Origin of the sequence: Dyadobacter sp. NIV53, assembly GCF_019711195.1 — a bacterium.
Taxonomy (GTDB): Bacteria; Bacteroidota; Bacteroidia; order Cytophagales; family Spirosomataceae; genus Dyadobacter.
Genome location: NZ_CP081299.1, coordinates 2,085,194 through 2,102,914, shown reverse-complemented (window position 1 = coordinate 2,102,914; position 17,721 = coordinate 2,085,194). Strand labels below are relative to the sequence as shown.

Below are 17,721 nucleotides of genomic sequence, written 5' to 3'. Positions count from 1 at the left end.
ATGAATAAGAAATATATAACATCACTTGCCCTGATCCTGTTGATTACGGTAAGTTCCTGCTCCGATCTTTTAGAACAGACTGATCCGAATGCCGTAACTGTAGACAATTACTTCCAGAATGAAAATGATATTCAGCTGGCCGTAAACGGAATTTACCAATCGTTGAGAAGCTCTGATGTGGTGGGTGAAAACAGTGGATTGTATTCGGATGAGCGTTCAGACGATACCGGTACGAACGATAATCAATCCAATTCCGGCGAGCCTTTTCAGTTTAATAATTTCGCACTGCTGCCAAGTAATACCTGGCTGAAAAACCATTGGGTCGCATTATACCAAAGCATTACCCGCTGTAACATTGTGTTGTCCAATATTGATAAAATAACATTCGCAGATGCGGATAATAAAGCAAGGTTTACAGCAGAAGCGAAGTTTGTACGTGCCTATATTTATTTCCAGCTGGTACGCAAATGGGGTGATGTGCCTTTGGTAACCAAACAATTGGTAACCACGGACGAAATAACCGAATATACGGCCCGAGTGAAAAAAGAATTGGTTTACGACCAAATTGTAGCCGATTTGAAAGATGTCGTAGGTTCTCCGTTGGCGAACCTACAGACAGATGCCAATGTTGGAAAAGTCTCCAAGGCTGCGGGTAACGCATTGCTGGGACAGGTTTACCTGACGATGGCGACAACGCTGGACGCTGCCAATAAAACGGCTAACCTTACCAATGCCAAAACCTATCTGGAAGCGGCTTATGGAATGAAAACTTTTGCTGCGCTGAAAGACATACCTTATACTGATGTATTTGATGTGGCCAAGAAATCAACCTGTCCGGAATTGATTCTTCAGATCGTTAACAAACAGGGTGATTTAAACTATTCTTCTTCTATTGCTGCCAATAGCCAGGCAAAAGGAGAGACAATTAATTCATTGAAACCATCAACGGGTTCTGGTACAAATGTAACCCACGATCTTGTATTTGATTATGAAACAGGAGATCTGCGTAAAGATTTCTCGATCAAATATGCAGCCGATGCAACTGTTCAGGATTGGTTTATCACCAAGTTCCGGGATGCCAGTACAACGGCTGGTGTAAATGGTTACGGTGGAAATAACTGGATCCTGATGCGTTATGCAGATGTCATTCTAATGCTGGCAGAAGTTAACATGTATCTGGGAAATGATGCAGCTGCGATAACATATCTGGACATGGTAAGGGAACGCGCTAAAATGCCATTATACGCTGTAAGTAAGGCAGATGCAGCTTACAGTGCCAAATATCCAACCTTGAAACTGGCCATTCTGCATGAAAGACGTGTGGAGCTTGCTTTTGAACATCATCGCTGGTTTGACTTGCTGAGATCATTCACCACGACAGAACTGATGACTTACATGCAAGCCAAAAAACAGGCAGATTTTGGTAATGCCAAATTGGTCAATTTCACGGTAAAGGATCGTTATTACCCAATTCCGTTTGATGAATTCAAACTGAACCCGGAAAAAATGTATCAGAACGAGGGATATTGATGATTGGCTATCGGCTTTTGAAGATTCTTAATCTGCTTTTGATAATCGGATTTATTCAGGAATTGGAACGAAGGACAATAAGCGCGACAATTAAAGTTCGGGAGCCACTAAAAAATCGAAGTGTTGTTTAAATAAAGGATGTAATTTTCTTCACTTTATAAAAAAACCAGCCTGGATCCCAGGCTGGTTTTTTGTATCTAAGCCAATGTTAATTGGTAACGTATAACTTAAAGGGTTAGACTTTTTCAATTTTAAATTGTATTCAAAGAATTACTGTAATTCATGGAATTGTCAATTGCCGAAAGCCGGCAGCTTACAACCGATAGCTGCTCCCGGCACTCTGTTATCCCAATATTCCCTGTACTTTTTAAAAATAATATTTTAGTAATAGCTGCTTAATTTTCGCGGAATTTGATCCGTTTAATTTTGTGCATCGATTGGAAATCCTCTGCTATTTTAACCCAAATGCTGAAAATATCCATGAGATAGGTATCAACAATTTTACAGATTCATTTTTTTTATGAAAACAAAATCTACGGCGAATGATCGTTTATCTGATCTGTTGTTAAAGGCTGCATGCGCTTTAATGATTGTATGGATGGTTTCAATGAATACTGTAATGGCCCAGGTCATAACGGTAAAAGGAAAAATCACACAGGCCTCGGACCCGTAGGGAGTTCCGGGAGTAAGCGTTTTGGTTAAAGGAACAAATACGGGAACATCGTCTAATGTAGACGGAAACTATGAAATCGCTGCGCCAACGGGGGCAGTTCTGGTATTTTCTTCTGTTGGTTTTGCCATTCAGGAAATTACAGTAGGCAACCGTACAATGATCGATGTGAAAATGACAGATGATGTGAGGGCACTCAATGAAGTGGTTGTTACTGCACTGGGTATCAAAAAAGAAACCCGCACCATCGGTTACTCTACACAGGAAATAAAGGGTGCAGAAATGACCAAAGCACGTGAGCCGAATGCTATTAACTCGTTAGCCGGAAAAATTGCCGGTTTAACAATCGGCGCGTCGGCAGAAATGCTTGGCCGTCCGCAAATCGTTTTACGCGGCAGTACAGACCTGCTTTTTGTGGTCGATGGTGTACCGGTCAATTCCGATACGTGGAATATGAATGGCGATGATATAGAAACCTACACCGTATTGAAAGGGCCAAATGCCGCTGCATTATATGGTTCACGCGGACTGAACGGTGCCATATTGGTCACTACTAAAAAAGGGAGTAAGGACAAGCGTGGATTCAGTGTGGATTTCAACAGCAGCACCATGATCGAAAAAGGTTTTATCGCGTTGCCAAAAGATCAGACCGAATACGGATATGGAACTGACTTTAAATACGCATATGGTAATAACGAGTTTGATCTGGATGGTGCATACAGGCGTGCAAATATCTGGGGCCCTCGTTTTGAAGGACAAAACGTACCGCAGTATGACAGCCCGGTAGTGGGCGGCGTAAGGCAGGGAACGCCTTGGCTTGCAAAAGGTAAAGACAATTTTAAGAATTTCATGGAAGCAGGTGTGCTTTCCAATAATAACATTTCTTTGTCTGCATCCGGTGAAAAATACGACCTGCGTATCTCGGCTACCCATACCTATCAGAAAGGGATGTCGCCAAATACAAAACTGAACATTGATAATATGAATATCAATGGGGGGTACAACATTACATCGCGCCTTCGTATGGAAGCAGGCCTGAATTTTAATGCGCAGTATACGCCTAATATTCCGGATGTATCTTATGGGCCAAACAGTTTTCAGTACCTTTTTAAGGTTTACGGATCAGCCAGTTATGACATTGCAGATATGCGCAATTACTGGAAACAGGATGGTTTGCAGCAAAAATTTGTAGAATACGGGCGTATCAACAATCCTTATTTTACTTCATACGAATGGCTGCACGGACATAATAAAACGGATGTTTTCGGAAATATTAAACTGACGTACAAAATAACGGATGATCTGAATATTTCTGCCCGTTCGCAGGTTACGACGTGGAATCAGCTTCGCACTGAAAAAGTACCGCCATCCACCAACCTGAACAGCTATTACAGTGGGTATTATTTTGGATGGTATGGTGATTACCGCGAAGACCGCAGGAGTCTGATCGAAAACAATACAGATGTATTATTAAACTACAATAAAAAACTGGCAGGTGATTTTAATATTGGCGTAACTGTCGGTGGCAACCTGCGTACTTTTAAATATAACTCTACCTGGGCTTCTACTTACCAGCTTGCGATGCCGCAGGTTTATAACCTGGCCGCTTCAAAGAATCCGGTTAAGGCCTACACCTTCGGTTCTGATATGCAGGTTTACAGCGGCTATTACTCTGTGGATCTGGGTTATAAGGGTTATTTCAATATTAACACCACCGGTCGTGTGGATAATCTGTCTACGTTGCCTTCCGGAAAACAAACTTTCTTCTATCCGTCGGTATCGCTAAGTACGGTTGTATCAGATTACACCAAATTACCTGATGTAATTTCATTCCTGAAAGTACGCGGCTCGTACGCCAATGTAAAAGGCGGCCTTACTTCCCCGACCATCGGATCAGCCTATCAGGCTTTGTACGGAACGACAGTCAATAGTGGTTTGCTGGGTTATGGGTCTGAGCTGTATTCTTCTTATGACGGTCCAAGTTATACCAACCAGAATGCATACAGCAGCAATACATATTACAACAATACAGGATCGGTCACGTATTCTAAAAATCTTGCTAATCCGAACATTAAACCGCAAAGCAATAGTTCTGCTGAGATCGGTGCGGATATCAAGGTTCTCAGAAACCGTTTGGGAGCAGAATTTACTTTCTTCCGTTCGGTAAACGGGCCGTTGATCTATCAGCTTCCGGTTGCACCTTCAACAAGTTATGCCACGCAAAGTGTAAACGCGATCACCACATTGAAAAAAGGATGGGAGCTTTCGGTTAACGGCACGCCGGTTAAATCAAATGGTTTTACCTGGGATGTTATGTTGAATGTTTCTACTTATAAAGAAACGTTGAAAGAGATTTATGGTGAGCTGACGCAGGTATTGCTTAACAACCATAATTACAAAATCGGGGAAAGAATGGACGCTTACTACGGACGTAAGTTTGTGCGTTCAGACGCAGGCGAAATCATCCACGCCGGTGGTATTCCGATTGCCCAGCAATCCGGGACGGACAATATGCAGCTATTGGGCCATGTCAACCCGAATTATGTTTTTGGATTTAACAATAAGTTCACTTACAAAAATGTACAAATGAGCTTCCAGTTTGACGGCCGTTTGGGTGGTAAAATCTATGATTATGTGTATTCACAGGCTATGAATGCGGGTTCGGCTATTGAAACTGCAACAGGTGAATTCGGGGCTGCGCGTCTGGCAGAATGGAACAGTACAGAATTAAGCACCAAAACGGTAACGCCTTCTTATGTAGGTAAGGGTGTAGTGATCACTGGTGGTACACCACATTACACGAATGGAAAAATTGACAACTATGCCGACCTGGAATTTGCGCCGAATACGCAGGCAACCACAGTACGTACCTACATCCAGAATGGTTATTACAATTTGTTCGATGAGCCGTTTGTGATCAGCCGTTCCTATTTGAAATTACGCGAAGTTGTTTTTACCTATAACCTTCCTGAAAAAATACTGGCAAGATCCAAATTTATCAGAACCGCCAACATTTCCCTGGTAGGTCGTAACCTGTTGTATTTTGCTGAACGTAAAGACCTTGATCTGGATCAGTATGCATCCGGTTTCAACCTTTCCAATACCAGTCTTGGTGGAAGACAGAATGATTTGCAGTCTTCAACGGCCCGCCGTTATGGTGTTAATATTAATCTTTCTTTTTAAAAAACACTTCCAACTTTAAGTAACCGACCAATGAAAAAATATATCATAAAATTAACAGCCGTTGCCCTGCTTATTGCCGGAGCCGACAGTTGCAAGCAGTCCGACCTGAATGTCAATCCGAACATTGCAGGTGAAAGTTCGACAGTGCCATCCAGCTTGATACTCAACCGTCTTACATGGGGATTATACCAGGGTGGGGGTGTAGTAGATCTGGCCGCCAATGCAGTTTTCGAAGGCCCTTGGGACCAGGTGATGCGCTGGAACCAGTTTACTGTTTCAAACAACTCTTATTACCGCGGACAGAATATTTACAGTTTCAGTAATACAGCTACGGCTTACGATGTACTGAAATATGTAGAAAAAATGGAAATGCAGTCAGCAACACAGTTTGGCACCGACCAGAACATTTATGCTGCATTGGGGAAATTTTTCAGGGCATATAGTTTTATCTGGCTTACGCAGCGTGTGGGTGATATCCCCATGTCGGAAGCAGGAAATACCGAAATCCTGGAACCGGTTTATGATACCCAAAAAGACGTTTATAAAAACAGCCTTCAATTGCTGGACGATGCCAATACGGTTTTAAAATCAGTGATCACTACTGCCAATGCCAACACCGTTGTAGAAGGTGATATTTACGGTTTAACCTACAAAAAATGGCAGAAAGTAATCAATAGTTATAAGTTAAGGGTATTGATCAGCCTGAGCAAACGTGCGGCAGATAACACAGATCTGAACATTCAGCAGCAGTTTGCTGCTATAATCAATGATCCCGTTTCTTATCCTGTTTTTGAAAGTAATGCGGATAATCTGGAATTTAAATACAATGCTTCATACAATCCGTACCCGCACGGGCCTAATGATGCTTACAACACTTTTGAAAACATTGGCAATACATATCTGGATATTACAACGGCCAACCTGGATCCGCGTACATTTATAACATCCACACCAGCTCCCGCACAGATTACGGCTGGAAAAACGGTGAGTGATTTTGCAGCTTACACAGGTGCTGATATTTCGGCATACTCACAGGCACAGCTCACCAACGACATGAATGCGGGCAAGTACTCATTTGTGAATTTCAAGCGTTATTTTGCTTCCCTGGCTGGCTCCGAAAATTACATTATTGCGGGATATCCAGAATTGTGTTTCAACGTAGCCGAAGCAATTAACCGCGGATGGCTCACAGGTGATGCAGCAAGCTGGTATAATAAAGGAATAGACGCATCACTGGGTTTTTACGGACTTACCGACGGACAAACTTATACAGTTGGTGATAAAGGTGGCGTTACGATTGGTTCAGTTGTCATAAATATTGCTGCTTTTAAAGCCAAAGCAACTTATAAGGGAAACAATGCTGACGGTTTAAAACAGATATTGGAACAAAAATATGTAGCCTTTTTCCAAAATTCACAATGGGAGGCTTTTTACAACTGGCGCAGAACCGGGATCCCGGCATTTAAAGAAGGTGGTTCAGGAATCGGAACACCTACAAGCAAAATTCCCCGCCGCTGGTTATATCCTGTGGATGAAAAAAACGAAAATACTGCTAAGTATAATGCTGCCATCAGCTCTCAATATGGTGGTAAAGATGAAATTACCGCAGAAATGTGGCTTTTGAAATAACTGCCCTTTATTACTTCTAGGTTGTCTTAACATGTTAAAATCTTGTCACACTGAGCGGAGTCGAAGTGGTTTTAGCTATGTGGCTCGGGCTTTGACTCCGCTCAGCCTGACAAGATTTTAGCGTTTTGGAAAACAGCCTTTTTTAATATTTACTTAAAACCAATTTTTTATGAAAAACAATATCATATTACTATTTCTTTTCAATTCTGCTTTGGCATTTGGTCAGCAGAAAGACACACTGGTTTACAATTCCAGAAGGGAAATTACACTCGAAGGAACTTCCAACTTCCGCGACCTGGGAGGATATCCGGCGCAGGACGGCAGGCATGTAAAATGGGGCCGGATATACCGTTCTGCTGATATTGGGAAATTAACGGATAAGGATGTTGATGTACTGGACAGTCTTCATATTACCACCGTTTGCGACTTCCGTGGGCCGGATGAAATCAAAAAATCGCAGGACCGGATGCCTACTGAGGCCAGGTGGGTAAATCTTCCTGCCGGCAGCGAGTCGGTGCAGTCGACCATGGCTATGACCAGGCCGTCGGCCCAGCCGGATTCAATGATTGTATCTATGTATATCCGTACTGATCATTTGAAAAACAAATACAAACCTATGTTTGACGAGTTGCTTTCGCTTGATGACGAAGGTGCACTTTTGTTTCACTGTACAGCGGGTAAGGACAGAACCGGAGTAGGTGCTGCTTTGATACTGTCAGCTTTGGGGGTAAAAAAACCTACCATTCTGGCCGATTATGAAGCGACCAATTACTATTGGAAAGGCGGTAATGAAACTGTCAGAAAAATGCTGAAATCCAGTGGGATGAACGAAGAAGTAATGCAGGCGATGTTAACGGCTAATCCTGAATACCTGAAAAAAGCTTTTGCTGCAATCGACCAAAAATACGGTTCAATGGATCAGTTTCTGGAAAAGGAAATGGATCTGACTCCGGCTAAAAGAAAAGTGCTTAAAGACAGATATCTGCAATAAATGGTAAAGTAAAATTTTGGATTTATTTCCTGATTATAACTTATGTCCTGTGCCTGTTATGGTGCAGGACATTTTAGTATTTATTGATTTTCATCATCTTGCAACTCTGTTTTTACCATAAAAATAAGTTCTGTAAAATTTCAATTTCTGCTCTTTGAAGATACTGATGAACCTCGATATTGATGACATTACTACCGGCAGAGTGGAGAAATACCCGTTACAATGAGATTACCATACAAGAAGCTTAACAGTTTGGATTCACCACGCGACAAGTCAGTTGCTGACATGTGCGTGGCGAAAAGATATACAGCCTGATTTATTCCTTTTCCAGCAATCCTGGATAAAGTGTACCATCAGCTGTTGGGAAATCCAGTTTTAAAAGTTTTGCAATTAATGGTGCAATATCCTGCAAACCCATTTCAGGAATTACCGCTCCTTGTTTAATTCCTTTGCCAAATGCTACAAAGCCTGTTTGGATTTCTTTGAAATCAGGGAAAAATCCATGTGTACCGCCGGTTGCCGCGCGCATGAAATCGCCGGTGGAAGCGCCGCTGATCGTGATTCCCTGAACCGGTGCAATGGCCAGTGATGCGTTGGGATCGGAGCCAACAATGTCCAGCGCAGCGCGGTCTTTTACGGCAAAAAGACTTTTTTGGTTTGCGGGCAGCTGATCCAAAACCTGCTTTACTTTTTCCAGGGTTTTTGTATCATTTTTATCTTTTAAATGTAAAAATGCTGATCCGCCAGAGCTGTGAAAATAGGCTTTCCAGGCTGCTTTGTTATTCGGATCGTAAAGTCCGGCCTTAGCCAGCAGAATGTTCGGAGCAATTGCAGTATGAATATCTACAAACCCGTGATCACCCGTGATTATGAATGTTGTTTTTTCTCTGATACCCGCTTTTTCAGTGGCCTCGATGATCGACTTAATACCTCTGTCCACGCTGGAAAGAGCGGCTCTTACCTGGTCGCCATCGCGGCCCTGCTCATGCTCAAAGTGATCGACTGCCACCAGGTGAACAGCCAGGAAGGAAGGCTTGTATTTGCGGATCAGATAGCTGCTGATGCGTGACATATTCTCATCAACGCTCAGGTAATCAGCATCGAAATCAATTTCTTCAAGCTTGCCGGTCGCATTCTGTTCAACTTCCTCATACAAACCTTTCGGAACAGAATTTTCTGAAAGGGCTTTGACCATACCACGTTTTCCGCCTTTTGTTTCAGGCAAATACCAAAACTCCGGAATGTTGTAAGTGGCAGGACTGCCTACTGAAACCGGCCAGTATACCGAGGCCGTTTTCAGCCCTTTTTCTTTTGCCACACTGAAAATCGTTGGTACTTTGATCGTGCTGTAATCCCAGATCCATTTCCCCGTTACTTCAAGCGGTTCAGATGGTGTGTTGTAATATACACCATGTTTGATAGGTTTTACACCGGTGATTATAGTAGTATGGGAAGGGTAGGTGACGGTGGGGAAAACGCCTGTAACGCCGTCGGAATAAGCACCGGTTTGCATGCCCTGGCGCAGGTTTACCATGGACCAGTTCGCGTCCTTATAAAATTCAGGCCTCAAACCGTCAATACTGATCAGGATCACGTGGGAATCTTGTGCGAAGGCATTCAGTGAAAGTGCAACGCCTAAAAAAATGAGTAATTTCTTCATTGTTAAATTGGGGTGGGAATGGGGAAGGGGAAAGGGAAAAGGGGGAAGGGGGAAGGGAAAAGGGGAAGGGGGAAGGGAAGGAAGGAGGAAGCAGTTTTCCCTTCCTCCATCCTCCCTTTATTCCCTTTCCTCCTTCCTACCTTCTCCTTCCTTCATATTAAAACCCGTATCTCAAACCAAGCTGAACCTGGTAAGGATTACCATTTAAAGTGGATACACCAGTTCCGGCGCTCAGGTTGTATACAAATTGATTTGTAGCCTTATCGAAGCTTTTGATCGAGTAAAGATTTTGTTTACCCAGGTTGTTACCAACGCCCCATTCTTTGTTCAAAAGGTTGGCAACGTTGAAAATATCAACCGAAGCTTCCAGACCGTGACCATCGAATAGTTTAAAACGTTTCGCAAGACGAAGGTCAAATACGCCGTAGAATCCATTGATACCACCATTACGCTCTGCCATTTTGCCTTTATCGCGGTTGATATAATCCTTAATACTTTGCTCTGCATCCGGATTGTCCAAAATAGCCTGAAGTCCTTTTTTGATATAATCAGGTGTAGAAGCGCTGTTCGGATCGTAAATGTAAGCCAGGTCATTTGAGGATACAAAGTCACCGTTCATGTTGCCATTAACTGCCATAGAATAGCGTGTTCCACCAATTCCTGAGTAGCGCAGACCTATTGTCACACCGTAAATACTTGGTGCAGTACCATAGAAAACTACCTTGTTTTTGAAATGGTTGTTGGCATAAGCCATCTGGCTCAAATTACGCGGATCGTCAGCAACCATCAAATCAAGTGTTGCAGTATTGGCTACGTTTCCGTTGTAAGAAGTATTGTCTTTCGAGTCGTTCCATGTGTAAGACGCAGTGATTTGTCCGTCTTTGAAGTAACGGAATGTTCCATCTACTACTACTGCATACTGATTTTTCCTTCCCTGACTTGTTAGTTCCAGAACGCGGCCCACATTTTTCGTTTTACGGCCGTTCAGCCAGTTTGTAGCGCCATTGGTAGCGTTAATTGTTGAAGCGGGTACAAAAACGCCACGATTAGCTTCGGCTGCGATGCGGAAATACGGATCTTCAACCATGTTGCGGTCTACATACATGTAGTTGTTACGTGCCCATGAAGCATAACCGTTCACACCTACACGAAGACGGTCGCTAAAGAAGTGGTTATATGAGACGTTTGTTTTGTAAAGAACAGGAATCTTGGCATCCACATTGTTCATGTTGATTGTCAGCAAACGCTCTACACCAGGAATGTTGAACAAATCAGCGCCGGGTGCCGTCGAAGGATCTGCACGGTAGCCTGGGAAATTTGGTTTTGGCACCAGACTGCCCTGTAATTCGACAGAGGCAACTTTCGTTCCGTCAAACAACATGTTGTTGATCATCGAGTACGGGTTTAGCTGTGAGCCAAAAACACCTGCACCAAAACGGACGATATCTTTGCTTTGTTCGTTTACGTCCCAGGTAAACTGTACGCGAGGCTGCAATTGCGTCGTGTTAATCTTGTTATCTGTACGAAGTTTTAGTTCGTCAAATACCACCTGGCTGAAATTCGCTTTATTCAGATACTGCGTGTTGTCCAGACGTAATCCTGCCATCATTTCAAGACCGCGTGCCAGTTTGGTATCCATTTGGGCGTAAAGACCAGTTGCCAGAGAGTTCACGATCGAGCTTGGATCAGCACGAAGATTGATCTCTCTTGCGTAACGGTAAGGAGTTTGGTTATTGAAGTTATCCAAACCTGTGAAGTAGAAACGTCCGTTCATTTCACTACCATAAACCGACTTCATGCGGTTAAACATTAAGTCAATACCGAAAGTGAAGTTGATTTTTCCGGTGTTGTAGTACAGGTTGTTTACAGCCTGATAAGTTTGCCCCTTGAACCATTCAGGCGAGAAACGCTGACCACCGATCTGAATGGAAGTGTTGTAGTTACTTGTTCCCGATGTCGATGCTACGTTTTCAATAATTGCACGAGGAATGCTGGCAGAAGGCAACTCCGAGCTTGGGATAACCGCTTCATCCTGATAGAAATGCTGCAATTTTAACTCGTTCGTGATTTTGGGACTCACAATCGTACGAAGTGAAGCCATGATGCTGTTATTGAAACGCTTACGGTCGATGTAAGATTCGTAGGCGTTAATAGACGTATTGTCCCCTTCTGACAGTCTATCCATTTCTTTAATAAAGTTATTGCGGACCGTTAAAAGGTTTTTAGCATTCAGCTGCCAGTCAATTCTTGCGAAAATAGCATCAGTTCCCTTTTTCTTTGGAAACGCACCGAATTGCGGGTTGTTAGACACACCGTATTTTGTTCTTGCAATATCCAGGAAGTTATCCAGCGTCTGTTGTGTAACACGGTTGGCAGCAACATCCGCGTCTGATTGCAGGTTTGCGATAAAAAGAGGACGCTTATCAGCCTGGTGATCCCATGCTACAAAGAAGTGTGCTTTGTCTTTTTTCAATGCACCACCCAGCGACATACCGAACTGGTTTGTAGAGAAATCCTGTGTCCTTTTGTTTCCTCTCAAATCATATGGACTTGAAAGCCAGTCTGCACGCATAAAGTTGAACAAGCTACCCGTCAGTTTGTTTGTACCTGATTTGGTCACTGTGCTGATAGTACCACCACCTGCACGTCCTAGTGTAACGTCATATTCGTTGGTTACAACCTTGAACTCGCGGATTGCTTCCATTGAAATTGCATAAGCACCTCCTGTTTCACCACCGGCAATTGTGCTTCTTGAGCTCATACCATCAATTGTGTAGTTGGTAGAAGATCCCAGCTGCCCGCCAAGGCTGTTACCATTGCTCAATGGGGAAAGCTCAATTAGCGAAGTGAAATTCCGGCCGTTAACAGGTAGTTTGGTAATGTCTTTCGCCGTGATCTGCGTGGAAGAACCTAATGTTACTACTGTATTTTTCAGTGAGTTGGCTTTAATGTCCACTGCCTGCAGTTCTGTTGCACTGCTTTCCATCGCAAAATTCAGCCTTAGCTGATCGCCCTGGTTCAATGAATAACCCGTTTTCTTTTGTTCACCAAATCCAATAAAAGAAACCGTAACAGAGTAAGGCGAGCCCAGGGGCAGCTGTTTGATAATGTAGTCACCATTGATGTCGGTAACTGTACCGGCTTGAAAACCAGTTGATTCGTTTCTGATCAGGACGGTTGCGCCCGGAATTGGGCCTGCTTTTACTTCTGATACTTTACCAATGATTGTTGCTTCATTGCCCTGGGCATTAATGTCCGGCGAGCAAAACAACATAGCGATGGTAACAATAAGTCCTGTAATTAATCGATTCATTTTTGGATGAGTTAGATGAGTAATAATTGTAATTGGAAAATTTGATTATGAGTTGTATTCAAACGCCGGTAGTTGCCGTGCTACCTCGGTTTAAAAGACAGGAGAGTTAAACGCCTGCAAAAGTAGACAGCCAATGTTAAGGCTGTGTTAACGCTGGATTAACCATTAATTAACCTTCTGCAAACCCGGCTTAACGCCATTGAAACAGTTTTTAATTAATGAACTGATCATCAGCATGAAGAGACATGTAGCCCGAAATCAGAACTTTTAATGGTGGAAAGTGTGAGAGGTGAAGTTAAATTGAAAATGAGATTCTGTCCCGGAGGCTGATACGATAATTAACCGGCCTGTATTTATTTCCCAATGGTTTGTCAAATGGAAATAATTTTACCATCAGTTCTGCGGTGTAACTGATCCCATTCATATTAAGCGTATTTTCAGCTAAGCCTGTGATGAATGCGTGGTCAATAATAGCTGCAAATTTTTCAGGAATAAGCACATCGGCCGGATGAGCAATATTTGCCATTTTTTTATCCCGCAAAAGTTGTAATCTGTCCCATTGCTCACCTTCGATTTTGGTGATTTTTCCTGCATGTTCGACAAACTTCGGAATGAGGACAGAAGGGACACGGGAAGCGAGTACTTCCATTGTTGTATTATAACCAGCCAGGGAAACGGAGATCCCGGCGCCGGCTAATGATTTGGGTAATTCCGCCAGCTGGTCATGGACCAGGATTTTCAATTCCGGTTTTTCATGCAGCATATTTTCCACAACAGTATGAATTTTGTGCCTTTCAACAGGCTGCATGCGCGGGCCAAGTACAAAATGCCATTGATGATCTTTCATATTCGAAAATGGCATCGCCAGTAAAGCTGCCTTAATCAGGTAATAGCCATCATGTCCGGACCCACAGGAAACCAATACCGTTTTCTCCCGCCTTTGATACAAGTCGGTTTTAGCTTCTTCATGAACAACATATCCTGTATAGATCACTGGCTTTTTGATCAGGTTATGTTTTTCGACGCCATGTTCAAGCTTTACAAAATGCTGGTCGCTGTGAACCAGTACAAGATCAACACTGCAGTTAATTATTTCAATGGCTGATTTATCCTTCCTGCCATTTGATTGTAATATCTCTTTGTTATCCGTTTGAATCACATCCCTTAACGAAGAAATGATCATAGGTTTCCTGCCAAAAATATATTGCTGGGTTTTTATGATAAAACTGACAAGAGGGTCAAAATCACTTCTTCTTTGGAATGGCCACCATTCGGCAAACACGGCCTCAACCGAATTGTTTTCAAGAAAATCCCTAAGTGCATGGATACGGGTTTCTTTCCATTTTTCATAGTCATAATCAGGATCAGCAACACAAATATTCTCTCTGTTGTAATAGGACATGATCCCGTCCTTGTTTCGCCTTGGTTCGGGCAGGATTATTAATGATACACGCGGATCAAAGTATTTTTCAGGCTCAATAAAGGTACCTGATGCTGCAAAGACGTTGAAGCCGGCCAGAGCAAGGCCGTTGATAATACCACTTGCGCGTCTCTGATGTCCAATGCCTACTGCTGATTCAAAAAGATAAAGAATATTTTTACCGGACATGATGTATAACTGGTTTTCAATGTAAGGCTGAAACGTCACTGCTGGTGGCCACGATTTCCTGATAAGCCTTGTTGATTTGTAAGGCTGTTCTTTCCGATGTCCAGTCTGTTGTAAATGCATTTCTAACACCAGCACGGTCAAGTTCAGAAGCTTTTTTTACGGCTTCTGCTGTCTTTTCTATGGCATCGTCTTCGTTGATACCATTTATTAAAAAACCGGTAACACCGTTGTGGATCACTTCACCGACCGCCCCGCAATATTCTCCTGCCAGTGATTCATAGGCTATTACGGGCGTGCCGCATGCCATGGACTCGATCATGACCAAGCCAAATGGCTCCGGCCAGCTGATTGGGAAAATAGTGGCTATGGCGCCACCAAAAAGTGTTTGTTTTTGCTGCTCGTTAGCAGCGCCGCAGAAAATGACTGGATTTTCCGTTCCGTTTTCAAGCCCCAGTTTCCTGATTTTTTGTGCTGTTTCTACGGGAGAAAGTGATCGGAAACTGTCCAGGATACCTGTATCATGTATTGTCAGATGAGGGAGAACGTCATTTTCAAAGTATTGGATGCTTTCCGGCTTTTTATCATAAACGGTTCCGGCAATCAACAAAGGCAATTTTGCTTTTTTCGCAATCTGAATGGTCCGGTGTGCGCCTTTTTCATTTAAAAACCTGCCAATCCAAACCAGATAACCACTGTGCTGTACGGTCGGGAAATACATGCCTTTATCCATTCCGTGGTGAATAATGCCAAATACATTGGTCTGATATTTTTCTTTCATCAGGTTTGCCTGGCTCTTTGAAACACAAATCAATGGATATCTGCGAGCCGGATAAGTATCTTCAAGCGTGGTATTATGCTGATGGGTAATTGTTTTAAAGTCCAAACCGGACGGTATGACCGCATTCGCCATAAACCAGCGATGATGGTTGTGAATCACATCATACGGGTTGTCCTGATCATCCTGCAAAAGTTTAGAAAATAAACTTTGATGCTTCTGCGTTTCTTCCGGGTCATTATAACCAATCGAACTGAACCCGGCGTGTTCAAGACGGACATTTCCTATGCGTCCATCCTTATTGATAACCGCTATTTTATTTCCGCACCTGCCAATCCTGAAAGGCAGGCCAGTTTCTTCGGCAATTTTTTTTGTGAATGTGATAATGCCTGAATCGGATGGTGCATAAAGTGTGATATCATGACCGAACATGGCTGCCTGAAAAGCGGTTATCTGAGCAATTACACGTTGGGTTCCGCCGTATTCAACGGCTGGTACAGGCTGATACAGGTTACCTAATTGTGCGATTCGCATATTGTTTAATGGGTTCAGGATCGTCATGACTCATGATTTTATTCTTAATAAAAACAGGTCAGACATTCTATAAAAATAGGATATGATTGAGGCTTATCTGTTAAGCGAATATTATCATAATGTTATGATTAACAGGTTAATAAAATCATGATTCGGGGAAATGACGGAGGCGTTAAATACAGTTACAATGCGCAAACAGATCATTAATAAAAAAGGGCTGCCCACAGATGTGAAACAGCCCTTGAAAATGTTTTAAGGTTTTTTATATCAATTGCTCTGATAAAATTTAACAGTCCCGTCACCTTCATTACTGGTGATCAGCAGGCTCTTTCCATTCGGGCTTTTATCAGCAGCCACAAATAATACGCCTTCCGGTGCGTCTCCGGTTTTAATGACCTGTAAGAACTTGGGCGCAGCTGCATCGCTTACATCATAAACGGCGATAGCGTCTGCCCGTTCCAGAGCAATAAAGGCAACCGGTTTATTATTCATCATGCCTACTGTTACACCCTCAGCTTCTACACCTTTGTCATCAGAACGGTCATCGTCATACAGGCCTGCATTGATTACCTGCTGCTCAAAATCACTTCCTGATTCGTGGACCAGCTGGCCGCTTGCAGCATTAAAAATACTGAAACCGCGTCCGCCAAAACCATATAATACATCATAATCCCCATCATTGTCAATATCTCCACGCGTACTTGTCACACGAAGACGGCCCAGATTTTCAGGTTTTTGTAAATTAACGGCATCAGGGAAAATAACAGGATCAAGAGTAAGTGCGCTCACTCTTTTCTGCTCGTCAAATGCTGTATATTCCCTTGCATCGCCTTCATTGGCTGTAATGTAATAGGATGTGCCATTGGCCGTAAAGTATGAAATAGCATCAGGCAGGTAAAAAGACTTTACCGGCCATGTGCCCAAAACTGTTTTACTGTCTTTATCACTTGGGTCAATAGCGTTAACCAGCTTGCTGATATCTTTTGTGCCCAGCGGATATAGCTTTAATATGGTGCCACTGACCAGGTCAATTTCGGCAATACCGTTATTTTCCTGAAGTGTTACAAAAGCTTTTTTTGAATCGCTTGAAATAGCAACATATTCAGGTTCAATATCCTGTGCAAAACTGGCTCCCGGGCCGAATATCCTGAAACCACCCAGTGCCAACTGACTGTATGAAGCAGCAAAAGATCCGAATGTGAGTGTTTTAACACTGTAATTATCAGCAATATCAATAATGGAAACGGATCCTTCGGGATCGATGGAATAATCCGCATTCGGCTCACCTTCATTGGCAGATACAATATATTTGCCATCCGGACTAAAAGTGACCATATCCGGCAAGGCGCCAACAGTAACCTGCTTAATCGTTGCAAGTGTGGTAGTGTTGAGCACTACGATACTTCCGTTGGCCTGTTTGTTGGCTGCCTCCAGCGCAATGGCCAGTTTGCCGTCTGATACTGCCACGCTGTTGGCAACACCACCCAATTGTGATACGTTAATTGGCTGCAATCTGGTGATTGCCGGCAGCATAGAAAGATCCAGCACTTCCACTTTTGCATCCAGTTCGTTGTTCACCGTAAAAAGCCGGCGGGAAATCGGGTCGTAAGCAGAAATCTCCGAAGCAGCCGTACCGCCCAAATCTGTTGATGCAATTTCTTTAAATGAAGCAGGATCTTCATTGTCAGGAAGCTGAGGTTCATGATCCTTGATACATCCGTTTAATAATGCTGCTGTAAATGCAAATGCAAGTAAAGATTTTTTCTTAATCATAAAGTGATGAGTAGTTTTAAAACGTTAAAAGTACTCATCTAAAATTTTTTGTTA

9 protein-coding genes and 1 pseudogene are annotated in these 17,721 nt (G+C 43.0%); 5 read left to right on the top strand and 5 right to left on the bottom strand.

All coding sequences use genetic code 11. The annotated features are described in order from the left end of the window. From KZC02_RS08510 to KZC02_RS08495, 5 genes and pseudogenes are all read left to right on the top strand, one after another. Nucleotides 1–1,530, top strand: coding sequence for a RagB/SusD family nutrient uptake outer membrane protein (locus KZC02_RS08510; protein WP_221393706.1), 1,530 nt, complete (start codon nucleotides 1–3; stop codon nucleotides 1,528–1,530). A gap of 520 nt (nucleotides 1,531–2,050) precedes the next feature. Next, complete coding sequence (locus KZC02_RS31610; RefSeq protein WP_229254092.1) at nucleotides 2,051–2,203, top strand: hypothetical protein; 153 nt, start codon at nucleotides 2,051–2,053, stop codon at nucleotides 2,201–2,203. A gap of 15 nt (nucleotides 2,204–2,218) precedes the next feature. Next, nucleotides 2,219–5,383: pseudogene (locus tag KZC02_RS08505) on the top strand (SusC/RagA family TonB-linked outer membrane protein); the annotation flags it as partial. Between the two features lie 30 nt (nucleotides 5,384–5,413). After that, a complete protein-coding gene (locus KZC02_RS08500) occupies nucleotides 5,414–7,012 on the top strand; it encodes a SusD/RagB family nutrient-binding outer membrane lipoprotein (RefSeq protein ID WP_221393705.1) in 1,599 nt (532 codons plus the stop codon). Nucleotides 7,013–7,181: 169 nt separating this feature from the next. After that, nucleotides 7,182–8,003 (top strand): tyrosine-protein phosphatase, encoded by an 822-nt coding sequence (locus KZC02_RS08495; protein ID WP_221393704.1) that lies wholly within the window; start codon nucleotides 7,182–7,184, stop codon nucleotides 8,001–8,003. A gap of 316 nt (nucleotides 8,004–8,319) precedes the next feature. Here KZC02_RS08495 and KZC02_RS08490 read toward each other — a convergent pair whose 3' ends face one another. From KZC02_RS08490 to KZC02_RS08470, 5 genes are all read right to left on the bottom strand, one after another. Further along, complete coding sequence (locus KZC02_RS08490; RefSeq protein ID WP_229254084.1) at nucleotides 8,320–9,663, bottom strand: alkaline phosphatase family protein; 1,344 nt, start codon at nucleotides 9,661–9,663, stop codon at nucleotides 8,320–8,322. A gap of 157 nt (nucleotides 9,664–9,820) precedes the next feature. Continuing rightward, a complete protein-coding gene (locus tag KZC02_RS08485; protein ID WP_221393703.1) occupies nucleotides 9,821–12,976 on the bottom strand; it encodes a TonB-dependent receptor in 3,156 nt (1,051 codons plus the stop codon). A gap of 295 nt (nucleotides 12,977–13,271) precedes the next feature. Beyond that, nucleotides 13,272–14,585, bottom strand: coding sequence for a hypothetical protein (locus tag KZC02_RS08480; RefSeq protein WP_221393702.1), 1,314 nt, complete (start codon nucleotides 14,583–14,585; stop codon nucleotides 13,272–13,274). 16 nt (nucleotides 14,586–14,601) lie between these two features. Further along, nucleotides 14,602–15,921, bottom strand: coding sequence for a glycosyltransferase (locus KZC02_RS08475; RefSeq protein ID WP_221393701.1), 1,320 nt, complete (start codon nucleotides 15,919–15,921; stop codon nucleotides 14,602–14,604). Between the two features lie 240 nt (nucleotides 15,922–16,161). Beyond that, the gene (locus KZC02_RS08470; RefSeq protein WP_229254083.1) at nucleotides 16,162–17,667 is read right to left on the bottom strand and encodes a choice-of-anchor I family protein; all 1,506 of its coding nucleotides are present in this window, start codon (nucleotides 17,665–17,667) and stop codon (nucleotides 16,162–16,164) included. Nucleotides 17,668–17,721 lie beyond the last annotated feature (54 nt).